Raw genomic sequence first — 20114 nt, forward strand, 5'->3', positions numbered from 1 at the left:
CGGTGACCAACGCGGACGGGGTGACCACCACCACGGTGACCATCACCATCAACGGCACCGACGACGTGCCGACGCTGACGCCGGATGTGGGCAGCGTGACCGAGGACCGCAATGTCCAGCCGGGCAACCTGCTGCAAGCCAGCGGTACGCTGGCGGCTGGCACTGGCGGAGACGCCGGTGAGGACAAATTCCAGGCGGGGACGCTCAACGGCCAGTATGGCCAGCTGGTGCTGGGCGCGGACGGCAAGTGGACGTACAGCGCCGACAACGGTCAGGCGGCGATCCAGAACCTGAAGGCGGGCGAGAAGCTGACCGACACCATCACGGTGACCAACGCGGACGGAGTGACCACCACCACGGTGACCATCACCATCAACGGCACCGACGACGTGCCGACGCTGACGCCGGATGTGGGCAGCGTGACCGAGGACCGCAATGTCCAGCCGGGCAACCTGCTGCAAGCCAGCGGTACGCTGGCGGCTGGCACTGGCGGAGACGCCGGTGAGGACAAATTCCAGGCGGGGACGCTCGACGGCCAGTATGGCCAGCTGGTGCTGGGCGCGGACGGCAAGTGGACGTACAGCGCCGACAACGGTCAGGCGGCGATCCAGAACCTGAAGGCGGGCGAGAAGCTGACCGACACCATCACGGTGACCAACGCGGACGGGGTGACCACCACCACGGTGACCATCACCATCAACGGCACCGACGACGTGCCGACGCTGACGCCGGATGTGGGCAGCGTGACCGAGGACCGCAATGTCCAGCCGGGCAACCTGCTGCAAGCCAGCGGTACGCTGGCGGCCGGCACTGGCGGAGACGCCGGTGAGGACAAATTCCAGGCGGGGACGCTCAACGGCCAGTATGGCCAGCTGGTGCTGGGCGCGGACGGCAAGTGGACGTACAGCGCCGACAACGGTCAGGCGGCGATCCAGAACCTGAAGGCGGGCGAGAAGCTGACCGACACCATCACGGTGACCAACGCGGACGGAGTGACCACCACCACGGTGACCATCACCATCAACGGCACCGACGACGTGCCGACGCTGACGCCGGATGTGGGCAGCGTGACCGAGGACCGCAATGTCCAGCCGGGCAACCTGCTGCAAGCCAGCGGTACGCTGGCGGCCGGCACTGGCGGAGACGCCGGTGAGGACAAATTCCAGGCGGGGACGCTCAACGGCCAGTATGGCCAGCTGGTGCTGGGCGCGGACGGCAAGTGGACGTACAGCGCCGACAACGGTCAGGCGGCGATCCAGAACCTGAAGGCGGGCGAGAAGCTGACCGACACCATCACGGTGACCAACGCGGACGGGGTGACCACCACCACGGTGACCATCACCATCAACGGCACCGACGACGTGCCGACGCTGACGCCGGATGTGGGCAGCGTGACCGAGGACCGCAATGTCCAGCCGGGCAACCTGCTGCAAGCCAGCGGTACGCTGGCGGCTGGCACTGGCGGAGACGCCGGTGAGGACAAATTCCAGGCGGGGACGCTCAACGGCCAGTATGGCCAGCTGGTGCTGGGCGCGGACGGCAAGTGGACGTACAGCGCCGACAACGGTCAGGCGGCGATCCAGAACCTGAAGGCGGGCGAGAAGCTGACCGACACCATCACGGTGACCAACGCGGACGGAGTGACCACCACCACGGTGACCATCACCATCAACGGCACCGACGACGTGCCGACGCTGACGCCGGATGTGGGCAGCGTGACCGAGGACCGCAATGTCCAGCCGGGCAACCTGCTGCAAGCCAGCGGTACGCTGGCGGCTGGCACTGGCGGAGACGCCGGTGAGGACAAATTCCAGGCGGGGACGCTCAACGGCCAGTATGGCCAGCTGGTGCTGGGCGCGGACGGCAAGTGGACGTACAGCGCCGACAACGGTCAGGCGGCGATCCAGAACCTGAAGGCGGGCGAGAAGCTGACCGACACCATCACGGTGACCAACGCGGACGGGGTGACCACCACCACGGTGACCATCACCATCAACGGCACCGACGACGTGCCGACGCTGACGCCGGATGTGGGCAGCGTGACCGAGGACCGCAATGTCCAGCCGGGCAACCTGCTGCAAGCCAGCGGTACGCTGGCGGCTGGCACTGGCGGAGACGCCGGTGAGGACAAATTCCAGGCGGGGACGCTCAACGGCCAGTATGGCCAGCTGGTGCTGGGCGCGGACGGCAAGTGGACGTACAGCGCCGACAACGGTCAGGCGGCGATCCAGAACCTGAAGGCGGGCGAGAAGCTGACCGACACCATCACGGTGACCAACGCGGACGGAGTGACCACCACCACGGTGACCATCACCATCAACGGCACCGACGACGTGCCGACGCTGACGCCGGATGTGGGCAGCGTGACCGAGGACCGCAATGTCCAGCCGGGCAACCTGCTGCAAGCCAGCGGTACGCTGGCGGCTGGCACTGGCGGAGACGCCGGTGAGGACAAATTCCAGGCGGGGACGCTCGACGGCCAGTATGGCCAGCTGGTGCTGGGCGCGGACGGCAAGTGGACGTACAGCGCCGACAACGGTCAGGCGGCGATCCAGAACCTGAAGGCGGGCGAGAAGCTGACCGACACCATCACGGTGACCAACGCGGACGGAGTGACCACCACCACGGTGACCATCACCATCAACGGCACCGACGACGTGCCGACGCTGACGCCGGATGTGGGCAGCGTGACCGAGGACCGCAATGTCCAGCCGGGCAACCTGCTGCAAGCCAGCGGTACGCTGGCGGCCGGCACTGGCGGAGACGCCGGTGAGGACAAATTCCAGGCGGGGACGCTCGACGGCCAGTATGGCCAGCTGGTGCTGGGCGCGGACGGCAAGTGGACGTACAGCGCCGACAACGGTCAGGCGGCGATCCAGAACCTGAAGGCGGGCGAGAAGCTGACCGACACCATCACGGTGACCAACGCGGACGGAGTGACCACCACCACGGTGACCATCACCATCAACGGCACCGACGACGTGCCGACGCTGACGCCGGATGTGGGCAGCGTGACCGAGGACCGCAATGTCCAGCCGGGCAACCTGCTGCAAGCCAGCGGTACGCTGGCGGCTGGCACTGGCGGAGACGCCGGTGAGGACAAATTCCAGGCGGGGACGCTCAACGGCCAGTATGGCCAGCTGGTGCTGGGCGCGGACGGCAAGTGGACGTACAGCGCCGACAACGGTCAGGCGGCGATCCAGAACCTGAAGGCGGGCGAGAAGCTGACCGACACCATCACGGTGACCAACGCGGACGGGGTGACCACCACCACGGTGACCATCACCATCAACGGCACCGACGACGTGCCGACGCTGACGCCGGATGTGGGCAGCGTGACCGAGGACCGCAATGTCCAGCCGGGCAACCTGCTGCAAGCCAGCGGTACGCTGGCGGCTGGCACTGGCGGAGACGCCGGTGAGGACAAATTCCAGGCGGGGACGCTCAACGGCCAGTATGGCCAGCTGGTGCTGGGCGCGGACGGCAAGTGGACGTACAGCGCCGACAACGGTCAGGCGGCGATCCAGAACCTGAAGGCGGGCGAGAAGCTGACCGACACCATCACGGTGACCAACGCGGACGGGGTGACCACCACCACGGTGACCATCACCATCAACGGCACCGACGACGTGCCGACGCTGACGCCGGATGTGGGCAGCGTGACCGAGGACCGCAATGTCCAGCCGGGCAACCTGCTGCAAGCCAGCGGTACGCTGGCGGCCGGCACTGGCGGAGACGCCGGTGAGGACAAATTCCAGGCGGGGACGCTCAACGGCCAGTATGGCCAGCTGGTGCTGGGCGCGGACGGCAAGTGGACGTACAGCGCCGACAACGGTCAGGCGGCGATCCAGAACCTGAAGGCGGGCGAGAAGCTGACCGACACCATCACGGTGACCAACGCGGACGGAGTGACCACCACCACGGTGACCATCACCATCAACGGCACCGACGACGTGCCGACGCTGACGCCGGATGTGGGCAGCGTGACCGAGGACCGCAATGTCCAGCCGGGCAACCTGCTGCAAGCCAGCGGTACGCTGGCGGCTGGCACTGGCGGAGACGCCGGTGAGGACAAATTCCAGGCGGGGACGCTCAACGGCCAGTATGGCCAGCTGGTGCTGGGCGCGGACGGCAAGTGGACGTACAGCGCCGACAACGGTCAGGCGGCGATCCAGAACCTGAAGGCGGGCGAGAAGCTGACCGACACCATCACGGTGACCAACGCGGACGGAGTGACCACCACCACGGTGACCATCACCATCAACGGCACCGACGACGTGCCGACGCTGACGCCGGATGTGGGCAGCGTGACCGAGGACCGCAATGTCCAGCCGGGCAACCTGCTGCAAGCCAGCGGTACGCTGGCGGCTGGCACTGGCGGAGACGCCGGTGAGGACAAATTCCAGGCGGGGACGCTCAACGGCCAGTATGGCCAGCTGGTGCTGGGCGCGGACGGCAAGTGGACGTACAGCGCCGACAACGGTCAGGCGGCGATCCAGAACCTGAAGGCGGGCGAGAAGCTGACCGACACCATCACGGTGACTAACGCGGACGGAGTGACCACCACCACGGTGACCATCACCATCAACGGCACCGACGACGTGCCGACGCTGACGCCGGATGTGGGCAGCGTGACCGAGGACCGCAATGTCCAGCCGGGCAACCTGCTGCAAGCCAGCGGTACGCTGGCGGCTGGCACTGGCGGAGACGCCGGTGAGGACAAATTCCAGGCGGGGACGCTCAACGGCCAGTATGGCCAGCTGGTGCTGGGCGCGGACGGCAAGTGGACGTACAGCGCCGACAACGGTCAGGCGGCGATCCAGAACCTGAAGGCGGGCGAGAAGCTGACCGACACCATCACGGTGACCAACGCGGACGGAGTGACCACCACCACGGTGACCATCACCATCAACGGCACCGACGACGTGCCGACGCTGACGCCGGATGTGGGCAGCGTGACCGAGGACCGCAATGTCCAGCCGGGCAACCTGCTGCAAGCCAGCGGTACGCTGGCGGCTGGCACTGGCGGAGACGCCGGTGAGGACAAATTCCAGGCGGGGACGCTCAACGGCCAGTATGGCCAGCTGGTGCTGGGCGCGGACGGCAAGTGGACGTACAGCGCCGACAACGGTCAGGCGGCGATCCAGAACCTGAAGGCGGGCGAGAAGCTGACCGACACCATCACGGTGACCAACGCGGACGGGGTGACCACCACCACGGTGACCATCACCATCAACGGCACCGACGACGTGCCGACGCTGACGCCGGATGTGGGCAGCGTGACCGAGGACCGCAATGTCCAGCCGGGCAACCTGCTGCAAGCCAGCGGTACGCTGGCGGCTGGCACTGGCGGAGACGCCGGTGAGGACAAATTCCAGGCGGGGACGCTCAACGGCCAGTATGGCCAGCTGGTGCTGGGCGCGGACGGCAAGTGGACGTACAGCGCCGACAACGGTCAGGCGGCGATCCAGAACCTGAAGGCGGGCGAGAAGCTGACCGACACCATCACGGTGACCAACGCGGACGGAGTGACCACCACCACGGTGACCATCACCATCAACGGCACCGACGACGTGCCGACGCTGACGCCGGATGTGGGCAGCGTGACCGAGGACCGCAATGTCCAGCCGGGCAACCTGCTGCAAGCCAGCGGTACGCTGGCGGCCGGCACTGGCGGAGACGCCGGTGAGGACAAATTCCAGGCGGGGACGCTCAACGGCCAGTATGGCCAGCTGGTGCTGGGCGCGGACGGCAAGTGGACGTACAGCGCCGACAACGGTCAGGCGGCGATCCAGAACCTGAAGGCGGGCGAGAAGCTGACCGACACCATCACGGTGACCAACGCGGACGGGGTGACCACCACCACGGTGACCATCACCATCAACGGCACCAACGACAAGGCGATCATCAGCGGCGATGCTGTGGGTGAAGTGACCGAAGACCTGAACGTCTCGAGCACAGGCCTGCTGAGCGACAGCGGCCAGCTGAAGATCAGCGACGTGGACGGCGCGGATGAAGTGGCGTTCAAGACCGACGCGGCCAGCATCACCGCGAGTCCGGATGCACTGGGCAGCCTGAGCATCACGGCTGACGGCACCTGGACCTACAACGTCGACAACAGCCTGGTGCAGTACCTGGGCAAAGGCGAGACCAAGCAAGAGACCTTCACCGTGCAGAGTGTCGATGGCACACCGCACACGGTGACCATCATCATCACCGGCACCAATGACGCCCCGACGCTGAACATCTCCAACGATGTTGTCGTCTCCGAAGAAGGTCTCCTTGGTGGGCTGAAAGATGAATTGGGTGAAGATGGCCAGAAAGATGCTACTGATGAGATCGTTGCCAAGGGAGTGATTACTGTCGGTGATGTTGACAGCAACAACTTGACAGTTTCACTGGGATGGCCAACCGATGATGGTGATAAACAAGTTTATTCTGGTGGTGTTAAGGTCGAGTGGAGTTGGGATGCTGACAGCAAAACGTTGATTGGCTACGCCGGTAGCAAGGACAACGTTGTTCTTGAGGTTAAGCTGACAGCGCCAGTTGCTAGTAGCAAAGGTGACTGGGGTTATGAAGTGACCCTGAAGCAGCCGTTGGATCATGCTAATACCACCCAGGAAGACACCCTTGATCTCAAGATAAATGTGTCTGTTTCTGATGGGACTCTGTCTGTGACTAAGCCTTTGACGATTACTGTCGAAGATGATGCCCCGATTGCCGAGAATGCTGAAGTGGTCTCCGTTGCCAAGACAGACATACCGAATGTATTGACCGGCCTGTTTGATTTGACTCGATACTCGGCAACGACAAACCAGAGAGAGCTTGATCTGGACGGGTTCAAGATCACTGCCCAAGGGTTCAAGTCGGCGACCGATTCAACTCTTATTGCTGCAGATGTCAATGCTTCAACGGCTGGGCTTGGTGTTGCCAGTGGTGATAGTCCTTATCACAACCTCGCCAATGAAGTGGATTTCCGTCTCTTTGGGAATGGAAAGTCTGCATCCGAGGAGCTGATCGTCAAGCTCGATCCGGGGACCGTGGCCTATGGCGCCAATATCAAGTTCAGCCAGATGTTTGGTGGCGAGAAGGAGAGTGGTGTCGTGGAGTTTTACCGCGGAGGAGTACTGATCTCCACACTGAAGTTTAGCTCGGATGCGGTAGGTGGAGAGTACAACCAGAACTTCCAGGTGCAGCAGGGCGGTTTTGACACCATGGTGATCAAGGCTACTAACAACGGCAACACCAATACCTCAGATAACAGCGACTTTACCGTCAAGTCTATCGAGTTCCTTGGCTCCTCTACCCCGCAGGCGATTGCCTATGGTTCGGGTACAGTTGCAACGCAATGGGGGGCGGATGGCAAAGGGCATATGGCGCTAGACATCAAGGATACAGACTTTGAGCGTGGTTTATTGACAGCCGCGGGGTCTCGTATCTCCATCAGCAATAGCGGTAGCAATACACTGCTGGGGCATGATGAGAGTAACAAGTTAGTCTTCAAGTTGGAGTTCACCCCTGCTACCGGCAAATGGGAGTTCTTCCAGTATGCCGAGATGCAGCGTCCGGACGATGGCGACATTGACTTTACCTTCATGGCATATGATCGCGATAAAGATGGCTCGCAAGGGAGCTTTGCTGTCAACCCGCTGGTACGACCGGCGGTGGTAAATGTAGCAAGTGACAGCGAGCTTGAAGGTACCAGTCTGCAACATGTGGTGACCCTGAGCGGTGCGACCAATGTGGTGACCCAGTACAGCTTCTCCATTGCCGGCACAGGAACGAATGCCGCAACAAACGCTGATTGGGGAAGACCAACATTTAGCCATGGTGTGACTTTGAGCGCCGATGGCAAGAGTGTGAGCGTACCAGCCGGGGTGACCAGCTTCACGGTTACTGTGCCTACAGTGAACGATCGTCTGGTTGAGACTAACGAGACTCTGCTGGTGACAGTGGGCGACAAGAATGGAACCGGTACCATCATCGACAACGATCGTACGCCGGTGACCACGGGTGGCTACAGTGCCGGCAAGGAAGACACGCCGCTGGTGCTGAAGTGGGCTCAGTTTGGTGCCAGCGATGATCAGGCCGCCTCTGACCTGAGCGTGCTGATCAACACCCTGCCGTTGAGCGGTAAGCTGGAGTACCTCAACGCAGCCAGTCAGTGGACTGCAGTGAAGGTGGGGGATCTTATTTCCTACGCCGAGATCGATAGCGGCCACCTCCGCTTCGTACCTGATCTCAATGAGTCGAGTGCTAATGCCAGTAATGGCAATGGCATCGTGACCGGCAACTTGCAGGGTGATTACGCCAGCGTTGGTTACCAGATCAGCGATGGTGCCAACTTGAGCAACAGTGGCAAGCTGGTGATCGATATTGATGCGGTGGCAGATAGACCCATGGTCAACGTCAGTCTGATGGGTAACGGTATTTCCGCTTATCCAGATTTTCCCACTCTGGCAATTACGACAAGTCAGTTCCAAGCCGGTGCCTTTAACAAGGAAACGCTGTCTATTGCCAACTCGCAAAGTGATAAATCTACCCAGCAGGAAAGTCTCAATGGTGGTGCAGGCAATGACTACATTGTCAGTTCCCATGGCGGTGGAGATATGTTGTATGGCAAGGGGGGAAATGACGTTCTGGTTGGCAATAACTCGGTGCAGGGTGACTCTTTGTATGGAGAGGATGGCAACGATGTATTGGTGTCTGGTTTGGGCAATGATGGTCTTTATGGCGGCGCAGGTAGTGATATTGCTGTGTTGACAGGTAATCGTGCTGACTACGCAATCCAGAAAGGGAGTGGTTACTCGGTTAATGATCGTTGGTTCAATTTTTATGTGAAGGAGAATGGCGTTGGTGTGACCAAGGCACTTCACGACATTGAGTATGTCCAGTTTGCTGATGGTATCTACCAGGTCAATCAAGGCACAGGTGAATTGACCTTGGTACAACCCACAGTTGTTGATTACCCCATAGAGGTGAATGCTTCCCTGAGTGATCGCGATGGCAGTGAAGTGCTCGATAGCATAGTGCTGAGCAATATGCCACAAGGTTCGCAGCTGTACAGCGGTAGCCAACTGTTAGGCACAGCTGATGTCGATGGCAAAATTACTCTAACGGCTGGCAGCAGCCTGTGGAGAAGTAATGAGTTGGATGTGAAATTGACAGGATTAAGTCTGCGTGTTCCTGGTGTTCAAGCTGGTAATCTTGACCTCAAGGTTGAAGCCACTGCCAAGGAGGTTGTAACAGATAACACCAATACTGCATCGGATCAGGATTCTATCCGCCTGAGCTACTTCAACGCCACTGAAGGGGAGCCGGGCGATCAAAACCGCACCTATGGCAGCGAGCACAATGTCGTGGTCGGGGATCTGGATGGCAGCGTGGTGCTGCCGGGCCAGAACTACAACATCGCCTTTATGGTCGACAGCTCGGGCAGTATCGGCACCAGCGCCATGAACACCATCAAGAGCCAGTTGGCACAGGTCTTTAATAGTCTCAAGACCAGCGCTGGCACCGATGGGGCCGGCAAGGTGAATATCTTCCTAGTGGACTTCGACACCCTGGCCAACAAGTCGGTCAGCGTGAACCTGAAAGACAGTAATGCCCTTAGCCAGTTGCAGGCGATTCTCGACAGCATGGATGGCAGCTCGAACAACGGCGGCGGTACCAACTACGAAGACGTGTTCAAGACCACGGCCAACTGGTTCAACGGTTCGACCGCTCAGAGCAACACCAATGCCAAGAACCTGACCTACTTCATCACTGATGGTAAGCCGACTTACTATCTGGGCAGTGAAGGTAGCAACCCACTGATTGATGACTATCCGAATGATTCTCGTGATGTCTATCTCAATCAGCTGTTGCAGAACGGCTATGTTCCTGGTCAAGTTTACAAGAGCAGTGGATATACCATTATCGATGCTCAGGGTGTGGTTTATAAAGTTGATACAAAGGGTGATTCCTCCAAGATTGGCTACATGCGTCCTGATGGTCTGGGTGGTTACACCTATTCCACTTTGGCAGGTAACGGACAGGACTCCACGTCTACAACCATCAGTAATGCGGTGGCAGGTTTTGCCTTGCTGACCGGCATGGGCGTGAAGGTGGAGGCGATCGGCTTGGGATCCAACATCTCCTACAACGATCTCAAGTCCTATGACTCTGACGGTGTGATCATGACGGGCGTCAATGCCAACGATCTGGCCGGCGCCATTCTGGGAACCTCCATCAACAACAAGCCGGGAAGCGACCGGATCGATGGTGGTGCCGGTGACGACATTCTGTTCGGGGATGCCATCCATTTTGCCGGCATCAACGGTGAAGGCTACGCGGCCATCAAGCAGTATGTAGCCGGCAAGCTGAGCGCAGGCTCGGTGACCGTTGCTCAGGTCCATGACTACATCACGGACCATGCCAGCGAGTTTGATCAGTCCTCCACCAATGACAAGGCGGATGTGCTGATTGGAGGGGAGGGCAACGATATCCTGTTTGGTCAGGGTGGTAACGACATTCTCGATGGTGGTGCCGGCAACGATATACTGTTCGGCGGTGCCGGTGACGACATGCTGCTCGGTGGTCTAGGCGATGACCAGCTCTATGGTGGTAGCGGCAACGATACCCTGTATGGTGGCGCCGGCAACGACACCCTGAGCGGCGGTCTGGGCAACGACATTCTGGTCGGCGGGCTTGGCAATGACATCCTCAAGGGAGATGGTGGTGCCGATACCTTCACCTGGCTGCAGGGCGATACCACTGCGGGTAGCGTTGCTAAGGACTACGTGGTCGACTTCTCCAAGGCGGAAGGTGACAAGCTGGATCTGAGCGATTTGCTGGATCACGATGGTTCTCACAGTACGACCGATCTGAAGAGTCTGCTCTCGGTGTTCCAGGACAATGAAGGGGTGCACCTGCAGGTCAAGGAGAACAGTACTGCGCCGGTGACTCAGGAGATTGTGCTGATGAACCATACATTCGACAGTCTGACGGGCGGTTCTGGCACCACGGCCAACCAGGTGATCGATTACATGTTGACCAACAACATGCTCGATATCGACAAGTAAGCCCAACTCGGGGCAATAAAAAAGCGGCAGAGCAATCTGCCGCTTTTTTTATCTTTGCAGGGGAGTGAAATCAGTTGCCGAGGGTGGCAAACAGGCTCTGCTCCAGGGTGCCGCGGGAGACACAGACCGGCTTGATGGACGGGGCCGGTACGCGCTCGCCTGAGGATTCAACGAAGAACAGCTCGGTGTTGCCCTTGACGTTGACGGTGGCCACGCTGCTGTTGCCGCTCTGGGTGATGATCAGGTTGATCTGCAGGTTCGGGTTGCCCAGTGCAACTTTGGAACCCATGGTACCGCAGTCCAGCCACTCCAGCCCGTCGGCTGACTGGTTGACGTTGGCAGTCATCAGGCCGGAGCCACGCTGGCTGTTTTCGATGGTGAGGCCGTGATCGGTGAACCACTTCTCGGCGCGAGCCCACACCAGATCCACCGGGATCGCCATTTCCTGAGTGTTGTTGGTTGCCTTGGCAATTGGCGGGTTGTAGCGATACTCCTCACCGCCGTTATTGTCACCAGCACAACCAACCAGCAGCAGCGCCAATGCGCTCCCCATAATCTTTTTCATCTTGTTTCTCTCGTCCATATCACCAGGCCATTGGCCAACCGGCGCCTATTATCGCCGGAGCGACAATCTCTGTCAGCAACCATCCAGCGTTCGATGTTATGGGGAGGTGATCGGGGTGCTTTACAAAATTGGTTTGCTATCATAGATTTGCTCGAAATTCCTCCATAAGCACCCCTGTGACCAACATGCTCACCCCGGATCTGCTGCAGCAGATCATCGACCAATTGCCAATGAGTATCTTCTGTCGAGATAGTCATGGGCGTTACCTGTTCGCCAATCGTGAGTTTGCCCGTGAAGCCAAGCTGGAGTCGCCTGCCGAGGTTGTCGGCAAGACAGATGCAGATATGCCATGGGGCGATCTCTTTCGCAGTGAGGATGAGCAGCTGCTTGCTGGAGGCGTGCCGATGCTGTATCAGCAGCTCCATTGCAACCGGGGCGGGAATACCTGCTGGATGGAGGTGCACAAGGTGCCTCTTTACACCCCGCAGGGAGAGGCGTGCGCAGTATTCGGGGTGGTTAACGAGATTGCCCAGCGCAAGAGCCTGGAACAAACCGTCAAAAAGCAGCAGTTGTTGCAGCGTTTTCTGCTCGATGCCATTCCTGATCTGATCCGTTTCGATGATCACAACGGGGTGTTGCTGGAGTGCAATCAGGCGTTTCTCGACTTTATCGGCCAGGGGGCGGATGAGGTGCTGGGTCAGCAGCTACCGTTCCGGCTGGCGGCGCCGCAGGGGATGGGTCATGGCGAGTGTTGTCTGCTGGATGCCAGCGGGCAGGGGCGACACATGGAGATCACCCGGGTCGATGTCCCCGATGGTGATGGTCACTCCCTCGGGATCCTGACGCTGGGGCGTGACATCACCGGCCTGCGCACCACTCAGGCGCAGTTGCAGCAGGAGCAGCACTACGACAGTCTGACCGGACTGCTCAAACTCTCCCGGTTCTTGCAGACCAGCCGCCATCTTGGGGGACGCAGTGCCACATTGGTGCTGGTCGATCTGCACCATTTTCGTGAGATCAACGATCGCTTCGGGATACGGATTGCCGATCGCCTGCTCAGCCAGGTGGCCAAGCGGTTGCAGCAGCTGGTACCGCCGCGTTCCCTGCTCTGTCGGGTCGCTGCCGATGACTTCAGCCTGTTGCTGCCGGATTTCAATGAGCCATTGCAGGGGTGGAGCCAGCATCTGCAGCAGCAGTTGATGGAGCACTATCAGGTGGAAGATCATCGCATCCAGATCCCGGTGTTTCTGGGGCTGGCCCAGGGGCGGGCAAGCGATGCCGAGCGGTTGCTCAGCCATGCCGAGGCTGCGCTGGCGCAGGGCAAACGGCAGCAGCAGTACTGCACCCTGTTTGATCCCGAGCTGCATGCCCGGCTCAAGCGGCGTCAGTTGATCGCCGCCCAGTTGCCGCTCGCCATCAAGTCCGCCCAGCTGGTTGCAGTCTATCAGCCGATCATCTGTACCCGTACTCACCGGCTGCATGGCGCCGAACTGCTCTGTCGCTGGCCCCATCCCGAGCTTGGGATGATCTCCCCCGACGAATTCATTCCGTTGGCGGAAGAGATGGGGATCATCGGTCAACTGGGTCAGTTGATGCTGGAGCAGGGCTGTGCCCAGCTGGCGCAGTGGCAAACTGCGCAGCCGGATATGGTGCTCTCCATCAACCTCTCGCCGCTGCAGTTCCGTGATCCGGCGCTCTGTGAGCGGGTCTCAGCCTGCATCGCTCGCCATGGTCTCAAGGCCAGTCAACTGGAGCTGGAGATCACCGAAGGGGTACTGATGGAGAACGCCGACGAGATTGAGACCAACCTCGACAACCTGATCGCCGCCGGTTTTCAGTTGGCCATCGACGACTTTGGTACCGGTTACTGTTCACTAGCCTATCTGCCGCGGTTGCAGGTAGCGACCCTCAAGCTGGATCGCAGCTTCACTCAGGGGCTGGCCAGCAATAGCGCGACCACCGCTATCGTGCGTTCGGTCATCGGGTTGGGCCATGAGCTCGGGATCCGCATCACCGCCGAAGGGGTAGAGACACCCGAGCAGCAGTTGTGGCTGACCGAGGCGGGGTGTGATCGGTTACAGGGCTATCTGTTCAGCCGCCCCCTGCCGCCGACGGAGTTTGCTGCCAGCTATCTGGCGTGAGAGATCGTCAGAAACAACAAGGCCACCGCAAGGTGGCCTTGTTGTTTTACGATGGAGGCAGGATCAATCCTGGAAGTAGGTGCCCCAACCATCGTAATCCACCCCGTATTTTTCCAGGATGGGCAGCATCTTGGCGATATCGGCGACGATCGCTTCGACATTCAGCTTGCACTCGATGGTGGCATCGAAGCAGAAGATGGTGGCGCCGTCATCCAGCTCCATCTCTTCGGCATCGGTCACTTCAAAACCGGCCTTGAACAGGTCAACCGCTGCTTTTTCCAGACGGTCGAAATCCTGGCAGGCGAAGTGGTGCTCGATGTCGTAATCCGCATCGGGATTGCTGCCATCGGCCAGCAGTTCGTTGACGATCTCGGTGGTCTCATCACGCCACTCTTGCATATTCAGACTCATGTTGCCTCCAGGCGGTATCATTGCGGCAAAGCATACTCGCAGAGTGGATTCGGCTCAATGCGGCGGACCCACTGAACCTCGAATTTCCATCATATTGGCGCAGCCTGCAGGGCGTGCAGAGGCCAGCAAGTACGGCAAACAGGACTGAAATGGATAATAAATGGCCGCTTCGTTCGGTTGTTGAGCGAACGCGCTTTTTATCGTGCCATCATGGTTGACACTCTGCGCTGGAAAGGGTTTAATGCGCGCCGTTGCCCAGATAGCTCAGTCGGTAGAGCAGGGGATTGAAAATCCCCGTGTCGGCGGTTCGATTCCGTCTCTGGGCACCATAATTCCTCCTTAGTTCAGTCGGTAGAACGGCGGACTGTTAATCCGTATGTCACTGGTTCAAGTCCAGTAGGAGGAGCCAAATTCGAAAAGCCCGCTCAATCGAGCGGGCTTTTTCATTTCTAGTTGCTGTTGCATGCGGCCAAAAAGAGCGTCGCGCCACAGGTGGCACTGAACAGCAGCATTCCGGTTTGCAACATGCTGGCAGGGCATGGCTTCTTCTCTCTTTTTCTGGCCCTGATCCACTTCGGTTTCATCACATTCCCTTATCCATTTTGTCGGCCTGAATGGCTGCACTCCTGTGCAGGCGAGCCATCTTTGTTGAATGGCGCCATGGCGTCAATCTCCCCCGCAAAACAATTAATTCAGCACCGTTGAAGAGCGGCTTGTCTGGTGATGTTTCGGCCTTTAAGCCATTGTTAACATTTTGGAAAACCGGAGTGACCCTGTGGCTGGGCGGGGCTATGATGGGGTCAATGATGTTCCCATCCTGACGGAGAGAGCCCAGATGAACAGCCCCTTGAGCTATGTACTGGACGGCATTCATTGCGAGCCGCACTTTTTTACCGTTCCCCTCGATCATGATGAGCCGGATGGTGACAGCATTACCCTGTTTGCCCGCACCCTCTGCCGTAAAGACAAGCTCGATGAGAAGTTGCCATGGTTGCTGTTTCTGCAAGGTGGGCCGGGATTCGGGGCGCCGCGTCCGACGGCCAACAATGGTTGGCTCAAGCGGGCGTTGCAGGAGTTCAGAGTGCTGCTGCTGGATCAGCGTGGCACCGGGATGTCGAGCCCCATCCACGGGCAGATTCTGGCCAAAATGACCCCGGCCGAGCAGGCGGAGTATCTCGGCCATTTTCGCGCCGACAGCATAGTGCAAGATGCCGAGTTCATCCGGCAGGAGCTCAGCCCCAAGCATCGCTGGAGCCTGCTGGGGCAAAGCTTTGGCGGTTTTTGCTGCCTGACCTATCTCTCGCTTTTTCCCGACAGTCTGCGGGAGGTCTATATCACCGGCGGCATTGCGCCGATTGGCCGCAGTGCCGAGGAGGTTTACCGCGCCACCTACCAGAGGGTGGCTGACAAGAACCGAGCCTTCTTCGCCCGCTTCCCCCATGCTCAGGGGATTGCTAACCGGCTGGCCAACCATCTGCACCAGCATGATGTGCGACTGCCCAACGGCCAGCGCCTGACGGTGGAGCAGTTCCAGCAGCAAGGGCTGGATCTCGGTGCTACGGGTGCTTTCGAGGAGCTTTATTACCTGCTGGAAGAGGCCTTTATCGGCGACAAGCTGAGCCCGGCCTTTCTCTATCAGGTGCAGAGCATGCAGCCATTCAATACCAACCCGCTGTTTGCCATCCTGCACGAGGCTATCTACGCCGAGGGGGAGGCGACTCGCTGGGCGGCGGACCGGGTCAGAGGGGAGTTTCCTGCGGTGAACTGGGTGCCCGGCAAGGATTTCACCTTCACCGGAGAGATGGTTTACCCTTGGATGTTCGAGCAGTTCCGCGAGTTGCAGCCCCTGAAAGAGGCGGCTCATCTGCTGGCCAACAAGGCAGACTGGGGGGCGCTCTATAATCCGGCCCAACTGGCCCGCAACAAGGTGCCGGTAGCATGCGCCGTTTATGCCGAGGATATGTATGTGGAGTTTGACTACAGTCGCGAAACTCTGCGTGGTCTTGGCAACAGTCGCGCCTGGATCACCAATGAGTATGAGCACAACGGTTTGCGTGCCGATGGTGAGGCGATTCTTGATCGCCTGATCGCGTTGAATCGCGACCGTTAATTGCCGTTATCGGCAACCATCGCGGGAGCCCGGACTCCCGCGATGGTTGTGATGGATGGTTGTTATGAAAGCGTGACTCCCTGAACCTTGACTCGTATCCGCCAGACGATGAGTGGATAGCTGGCTGATTAATTTCTCCCTCTTTCACTGTCTCTGTCGATCCCTCACCATATACTAGCCAAACGACTCTGTATTGAGCCGCGGTCAAACCGATTGACCAACCCGTGCTCGTTACCATTAGAAAGTCGCTCCGATGCTCTGTATTCCGCGTATCTGATATGCCATCTCTGCATGCCCCGCTATCCGGGGGAGGGGATGGTCGTGCTTTTCAATCAAGATAAGGATGTATGATGAGAAAGTCTCTGTTGGCCTGCTCCCTTTTGCTGTGCCCTGTCGTGTTTGCTGCCACCCCCCATTGGGAATATAGCGGTGAGGCGGGGCCTGCCCACTGGGCCAAGCTGACCCCTGAGTTTGGCCAGTGTGCGGGCAGCAATCAGTCGCCGGTTAACCTGAACGGATTGGTCGAGGCCAAACTGGCCCCGCTGGTACTCCACTATCAGGCGGGTGGCAACACAGTGGTCAACAACGGTCATACCGTGCAGGTCGGTTATGCCCCGGGCAGCACCTTGCAACTCGATGGCACCACGTTTGAACTCAAGCAGTTCCACTTCCACGCCCCGAGTGAAAACCTCATCGAGGGCAAATCCTATCCGCTGGAAGGGCATCTGGTGCATGTCAGTGACAAGGGAGAGATCGCCGTGGTGGCGGTGATGTTCGAGGCTGGCAAGGCCAATCCGGTGCTGGCGGCTGCCTGGGGTGAACTACCTGCCAAGGTGGGGGAGACCCAGGCCCTCAAGGCGCCGCTCTCTGCTGAGCAACTGCTGCCCGAGAATCGTGACTACTATCGCTTCAGCGGTTCCCTTACTACGCCTCCCTGCTCGGAAGGAGTGCGCTGGCTAGTGATGAAGCAGCCGGTTGAGGTCAGTCAGGCCCAGATCGACGCCTTCAAGGCGGTGATGCACCACCCCAACAACCGGCCGGTGCAACCGCTCAATGGGCGCGTGGTGCTGCAATAACACAGCGTTGCAATAGCGCAGTAGATAGCAAACACAACAAGAGGGCCGTCAGGCCCTCTTTTACATGGCGAGGTATCGGCGTGCGATCAGAGGCTGGAGGCGATGCGGGCACCGAGGGCCGCGTTGTTCAGTACCAGCTGTATATTGGCCGCCAGCGAGTTGCCGCCAGTCAGCTCGCAGACGCGGGCCAGCAGGAAGGGGGTTGACGCCTTGCCCTTGATCCCCTGCTCGTCCGCTTCATGGAGCGCCTGGGCAATGGCTGCGTCGATATCGGCTTTCGGCATGGCGTGTGCGCTCGGGATGGGGTTGGCCACCACGGCGCCGCCCGCCAGTCCCAGCTCCCACTTGAGGCGCAGCGCCTCGGCGATGGCTGCCGGGGTATCGAGGCGATAATCGACCTTGAAGCCGCTCTCGCGGGTGTAGAAGGCGGGCAGCTCCTCGGTTTGATAGCCGATCACCGGTACGCCCTGGGTCTCCAGATACTCCAGGGTCAGCCCGATATCGAGGATCGACTTGGCACCGGCGCAGACTACGGCCACCGGTGTCTGGGCCAGCTCCTGCAGGTCGGCCGATATATCGAAGGTCTCCTGCGCGCCGCGATGTACCCCGCCGATCCCGCCGGTGGCAAAGACCCGGATCCCCGCCATGGCGGCGATGATCATGGTCGAGGCGACCGTGGTGGCCCCCATCCCCTTGCGCGCCAGTACGAACGGAATGTCGCGGCGGCTGCACTTGGTCACGCTGTGGCCTGCCCGGCCGAGCGCTTCCAGCGCACCGGCATCCAGACCCACCTTGAGGCGGCCGTCGAGGATGGCGATGGTGGCCGGAATGGCGCCGTTATCGCGCACCACCTGCTCCACCTGACGGGCCGTCTCCACGTTCTGCGGATAGGGCATGCCATGGGAGATGATGGTGGATTCGAGGGCAACGACCGGTTTTCCAGCAGCCAGCGCGGCAGCCACTTCCGGTTGGATATCGAGGTAAGCGTTCAGCATGAGTACTCCTCCAGTATGCGGTCAACGGCGGTCTTGCTCAGACCGGAAAAAACGGTATCGGAACAATTGACGGTGAGGGCGGCGCAGCCCAGGGCAAAGCGGGTGGTTTGGGCAATGTCGAGCTGTTGCAGCCAGGCGTGGGCGAGGCCAGCCATAAAGGCATCCCCGCCGCCGGTGACGTTGAGTACCGGACTGCCCAGCACCGGTAGGTGGCCCTGCTGCTCGCCATCGCTGTAGAAGATCCCCTGTTCACCCAGACTGAGGAACAGTCGCTTGACCCCGGCGCGGTGGAACCAGGCGGCCACCATGGGCCAGGTTTCGGGCCCGGCGATGGTCATGCCGCACAGCTGCTCTGCTTCGCTGCGATTGGGTTTGAGGGTGTGGATCTTGCCGAGCCAAGGGCGAATCTTCTCCACCTTGGCCACCGAAACAGTATCGACAAAGATGGCATGATCACCTTGCCGCTCGAACAGCCAGTCGAGGGTATGGATAGCCAGATTGGTGTCGAGCACCCAGAGCCGGGCGCCGCCGAGAAAGCCACCGAGGGGGGTCAGGCGGGCAGGAGTGAGCTGCTCGATAATGGCCATGTCATTGATGGCACAGCTCATTTCGCCGCTACCATCATGCAGGCTGAGATAACAGGAGGTGGTGTGGCCATCGAGCACCAGAGTCTGGCGCACATCGACGCCGGCCCGCTGGCTTACCTCTAGCAGATGGTGACCATACTGGTCGTTGCCGACTGCAGTCAGCAGTCGGGTATCGCTGCCGAGCCGCGCCAGATTCTCGGCGATATTGCGGCCAACACCACCGGCCGAGGTGCGCACCTTGCCCGGATTGGAGTCGCCAAGCAGCAGGTTGTCGTGGCTGGTGCCGCAAATATCCATATTGGCACCGCCGATCACCACTACGTAGGGGCCCTCTCGCAGTACATAACCTCTGCCTTGCACATATCCCTGCCGGATCAGGCTTGAGATGTGGCTGGCCAGCGCGGAGCGGCTGATGCCAAGGCGATCGGCCAGCTCCTGCTGGGCAATCATGGGATCCTGACGCAGCAGGGCGAGGATCTCTTGTTCACGCTCAGTCATAGACAAACATCCATTTACAAACGTTTGTCCATTATTGCTGGGAAACGTTTGCTGGCTATCAGCTTGTACAAAATTTGTCGGCTTGCGCACAAAAAATCGACATCCGTGATGGGGCGACGAGTCGTTGAGCTTGGCGAGGCACTTTTAACGGGTCGGTGGCCCTGCAACGGCTTATAATGGCCGCCGCAAGATGAGGAGAGATGATGGAAAAGAGTGCATTCTGCTGTGTGGGGCTGGTCAATCCCAAGTCTCCGGAAAATGTCGGCTCAGTGATGCGGGCTGCGGGCTGCTACGGGGTGGATGAGGTTTACTACACCGGCAACCGCTTCGAGCTGGCGCGCCGCTTTGCCACTGATACCAAGCAGATGGTGGAGAAGATCCCGCTGCTCGGGGTGGATGATCTGATGGCGTTTATCCCGCAGGGATGCGTGCCCGTGGTGGTCGATTTGATCGACGGCGCTACGCCGCTCCCCGACTATGTCCATCCGGAACGCGCTTTTTATATCTTCGGGCCGGAGGATGGCACGCTCGATCCCGCCCTCTATGGCGCGGTGAAAGATGTGGTCTATGTGCCGACTCAGGGCTGCATGAATCTGGCCGCCTCGGTCAATGTGATCCTCTATGACCGTTTGGCGAAGGGGTTCCGGCAACCCTGAGTTGTGGCGTGG

10 protein-coding genes and 2 tRNA genes (1 of these 12 only partly in view) are annotated in these 20114 nt (G+C 60.0%); 8 read left to right on the forward strand and 4 right to left on the reverse strand.

Annotation, left to right across the window (positions count from 1 at the left end):
* A protein-coding gene (locus tag ACTG20_RS06225) for a VCBS domain-containing protein (RefSeq protein ID WP_440007970.1) crosses the window boundary here: on the forward strand, window positions 1-11063 show its final stretch. Its footprint begins 18868 nt before the window's first position; only the last 11063 of its 29931 coding nucleotides appear in the window; its start codon lies beyond the left edge, outside the window; its stop codon occupies window positions 11061-11063.
* A gap of 70 nt (window positions 11064-11133) precedes the next feature.
* On the opposite strand, the gene ACTG20_RS06230 is transcribed toward ACTG20_RS06225, so the two are convergent.
* Complete coding sequence (locus ACTG20_RS06230) at window positions 11134-11628, reverse strand: hypothetical protein (protein ID WP_005335330.1); 495 nt, start codon at window positions 11626-11628, stop codon at window positions 11134-11136.
* 185 nt (window positions 11629-11813) lie between these two features.
* On the opposite strand from ACTG20_RS06230, the gene ACTG20_RS06235 reads away from it, so the two are divergent.
* Entirely contained in the window at window positions 11814-13769 is a 1956-nt protein-coding gene (locus tag ACTG20_RS06235; RefSeq protein WP_194495545.1) for a sensor domain-containing protein, read from the forward strand.
* Window positions 13770-13832: 63 nt separating this feature from the next.
* Here ACTG20_RS06235 and rraB read toward each other — a convergent pair whose 3' ends face one another.
* Window positions 13833-14168: a ribonuclease E inhibitor RraB gene (gene rraB / locus ACTG20_RS06240; RefSeq protein WP_026034893.1), complete on the reverse strand. Its 336-nt coding sequence runs from the start codon at window positions 14166-14168 to the stop codon at window positions 13833-13835.
* Window positions 14169-14433: 265 nt separating this feature from the next.
* Here rraB and ACTG20_RS06245 point away from each other — a divergent pair.
* From ACTG20_RS06245 to ACTG20_RS06265, 5 genes are all read left to right on the forward strand, one after another.
* A tRNA-Phe gene (locus tag ACTG20_RS06245) sits at window positions 14434-14509 on the forward strand.
* A gap of 4 nt (window positions 14510-14513) precedes the next feature.
* Window positions 14514-14589, forward strand: a tRNA-Asn gene (locus tag ACTG20_RS06250).
* Window positions 14590-14672: 83 nt separating this feature from the next.
* Entirely contained in the window at window positions 14673-14885 is a 213-nt protein-coding gene (locus ACTG20_RS06255) for a hypothetical protein (protein ID WP_164461683.1), read from the forward strand.
* Window positions 14886-15015: 130 nt separating this feature from the next.
* Entirely contained in the window at window positions 15016-16290 is a 1275-nt protein-coding gene (locus tag ACTG20_RS06260) for an alpha/beta hydrolase (RefSeq protein ID WP_194495537.1), read from the forward strand.
* A 350-nt stretch (window positions 16291-16640) separates the two neighbouring features.
* Window positions 16641-17366 carry a carbonic anhydrase gene (locus ACTG20_RS06265; protein WP_194495544.1) on the forward strand — a complete coding sequence of 242 codons (726 nt, stop codon included), beginning with the start codon at window positions 16641-16643 and terminating at the stop codon, window positions 17364-17366.
* Between the two features lie 86 nt (window positions 17367-17452).
* Here the strand turns inward: ACTG20_RS06265 and ACTG20_RS06270 are convergent, their stop codons facing one another.
* Window positions 17453-18361: a pseudouridine-5'-phosphate glycosidase gene (locus ACTG20_RS06270; protein WP_150389552.1), complete on the reverse strand. Its 909-nt coding sequence runs from the start codon at window positions 18359-18361 to the stop codon at window positions 17453-17455.
* Window positions 18355-19446 (reverse strand): PfkB family carbohydrate kinase, encoded by a 1092-nt coding sequence (locus tag ACTG20_RS06275; RefSeq protein ID WP_194495536.1) that lies wholly within the window; start codon window positions 19444-19446, stop codon window positions 18355-18357. Before ACTG20_RS06275 ends, ACTG20_RS06270 begins: the two co-directional genes overlap by 7 nt.
* A 203-nt stretch (window positions 19447-19649) precedes the next feature.
* Here ACTG20_RS06275 and ACTG20_RS06280 point away from each other — a divergent pair, with 203 nt between their 5' ends.
* Entirely contained in the window at window positions 19650-20102 is a 453-nt protein-coding gene (locus tag ACTG20_RS06280) for an RNA methyltransferase (protein WP_005335311.1), read from the forward strand.
* Window positions 20103-20114: the final 12 nt, after the last annotated feature.

The organism is Aeromonas sp. 84A, assembly GCF_051919345.1.
Taxonomy (GTDB): Bacteria; Pseudomonadota; Gammaproteobacteria; order Enterobacterales; family Aeromonadaceae; genus Aeromonas; species Aeromonas veronii.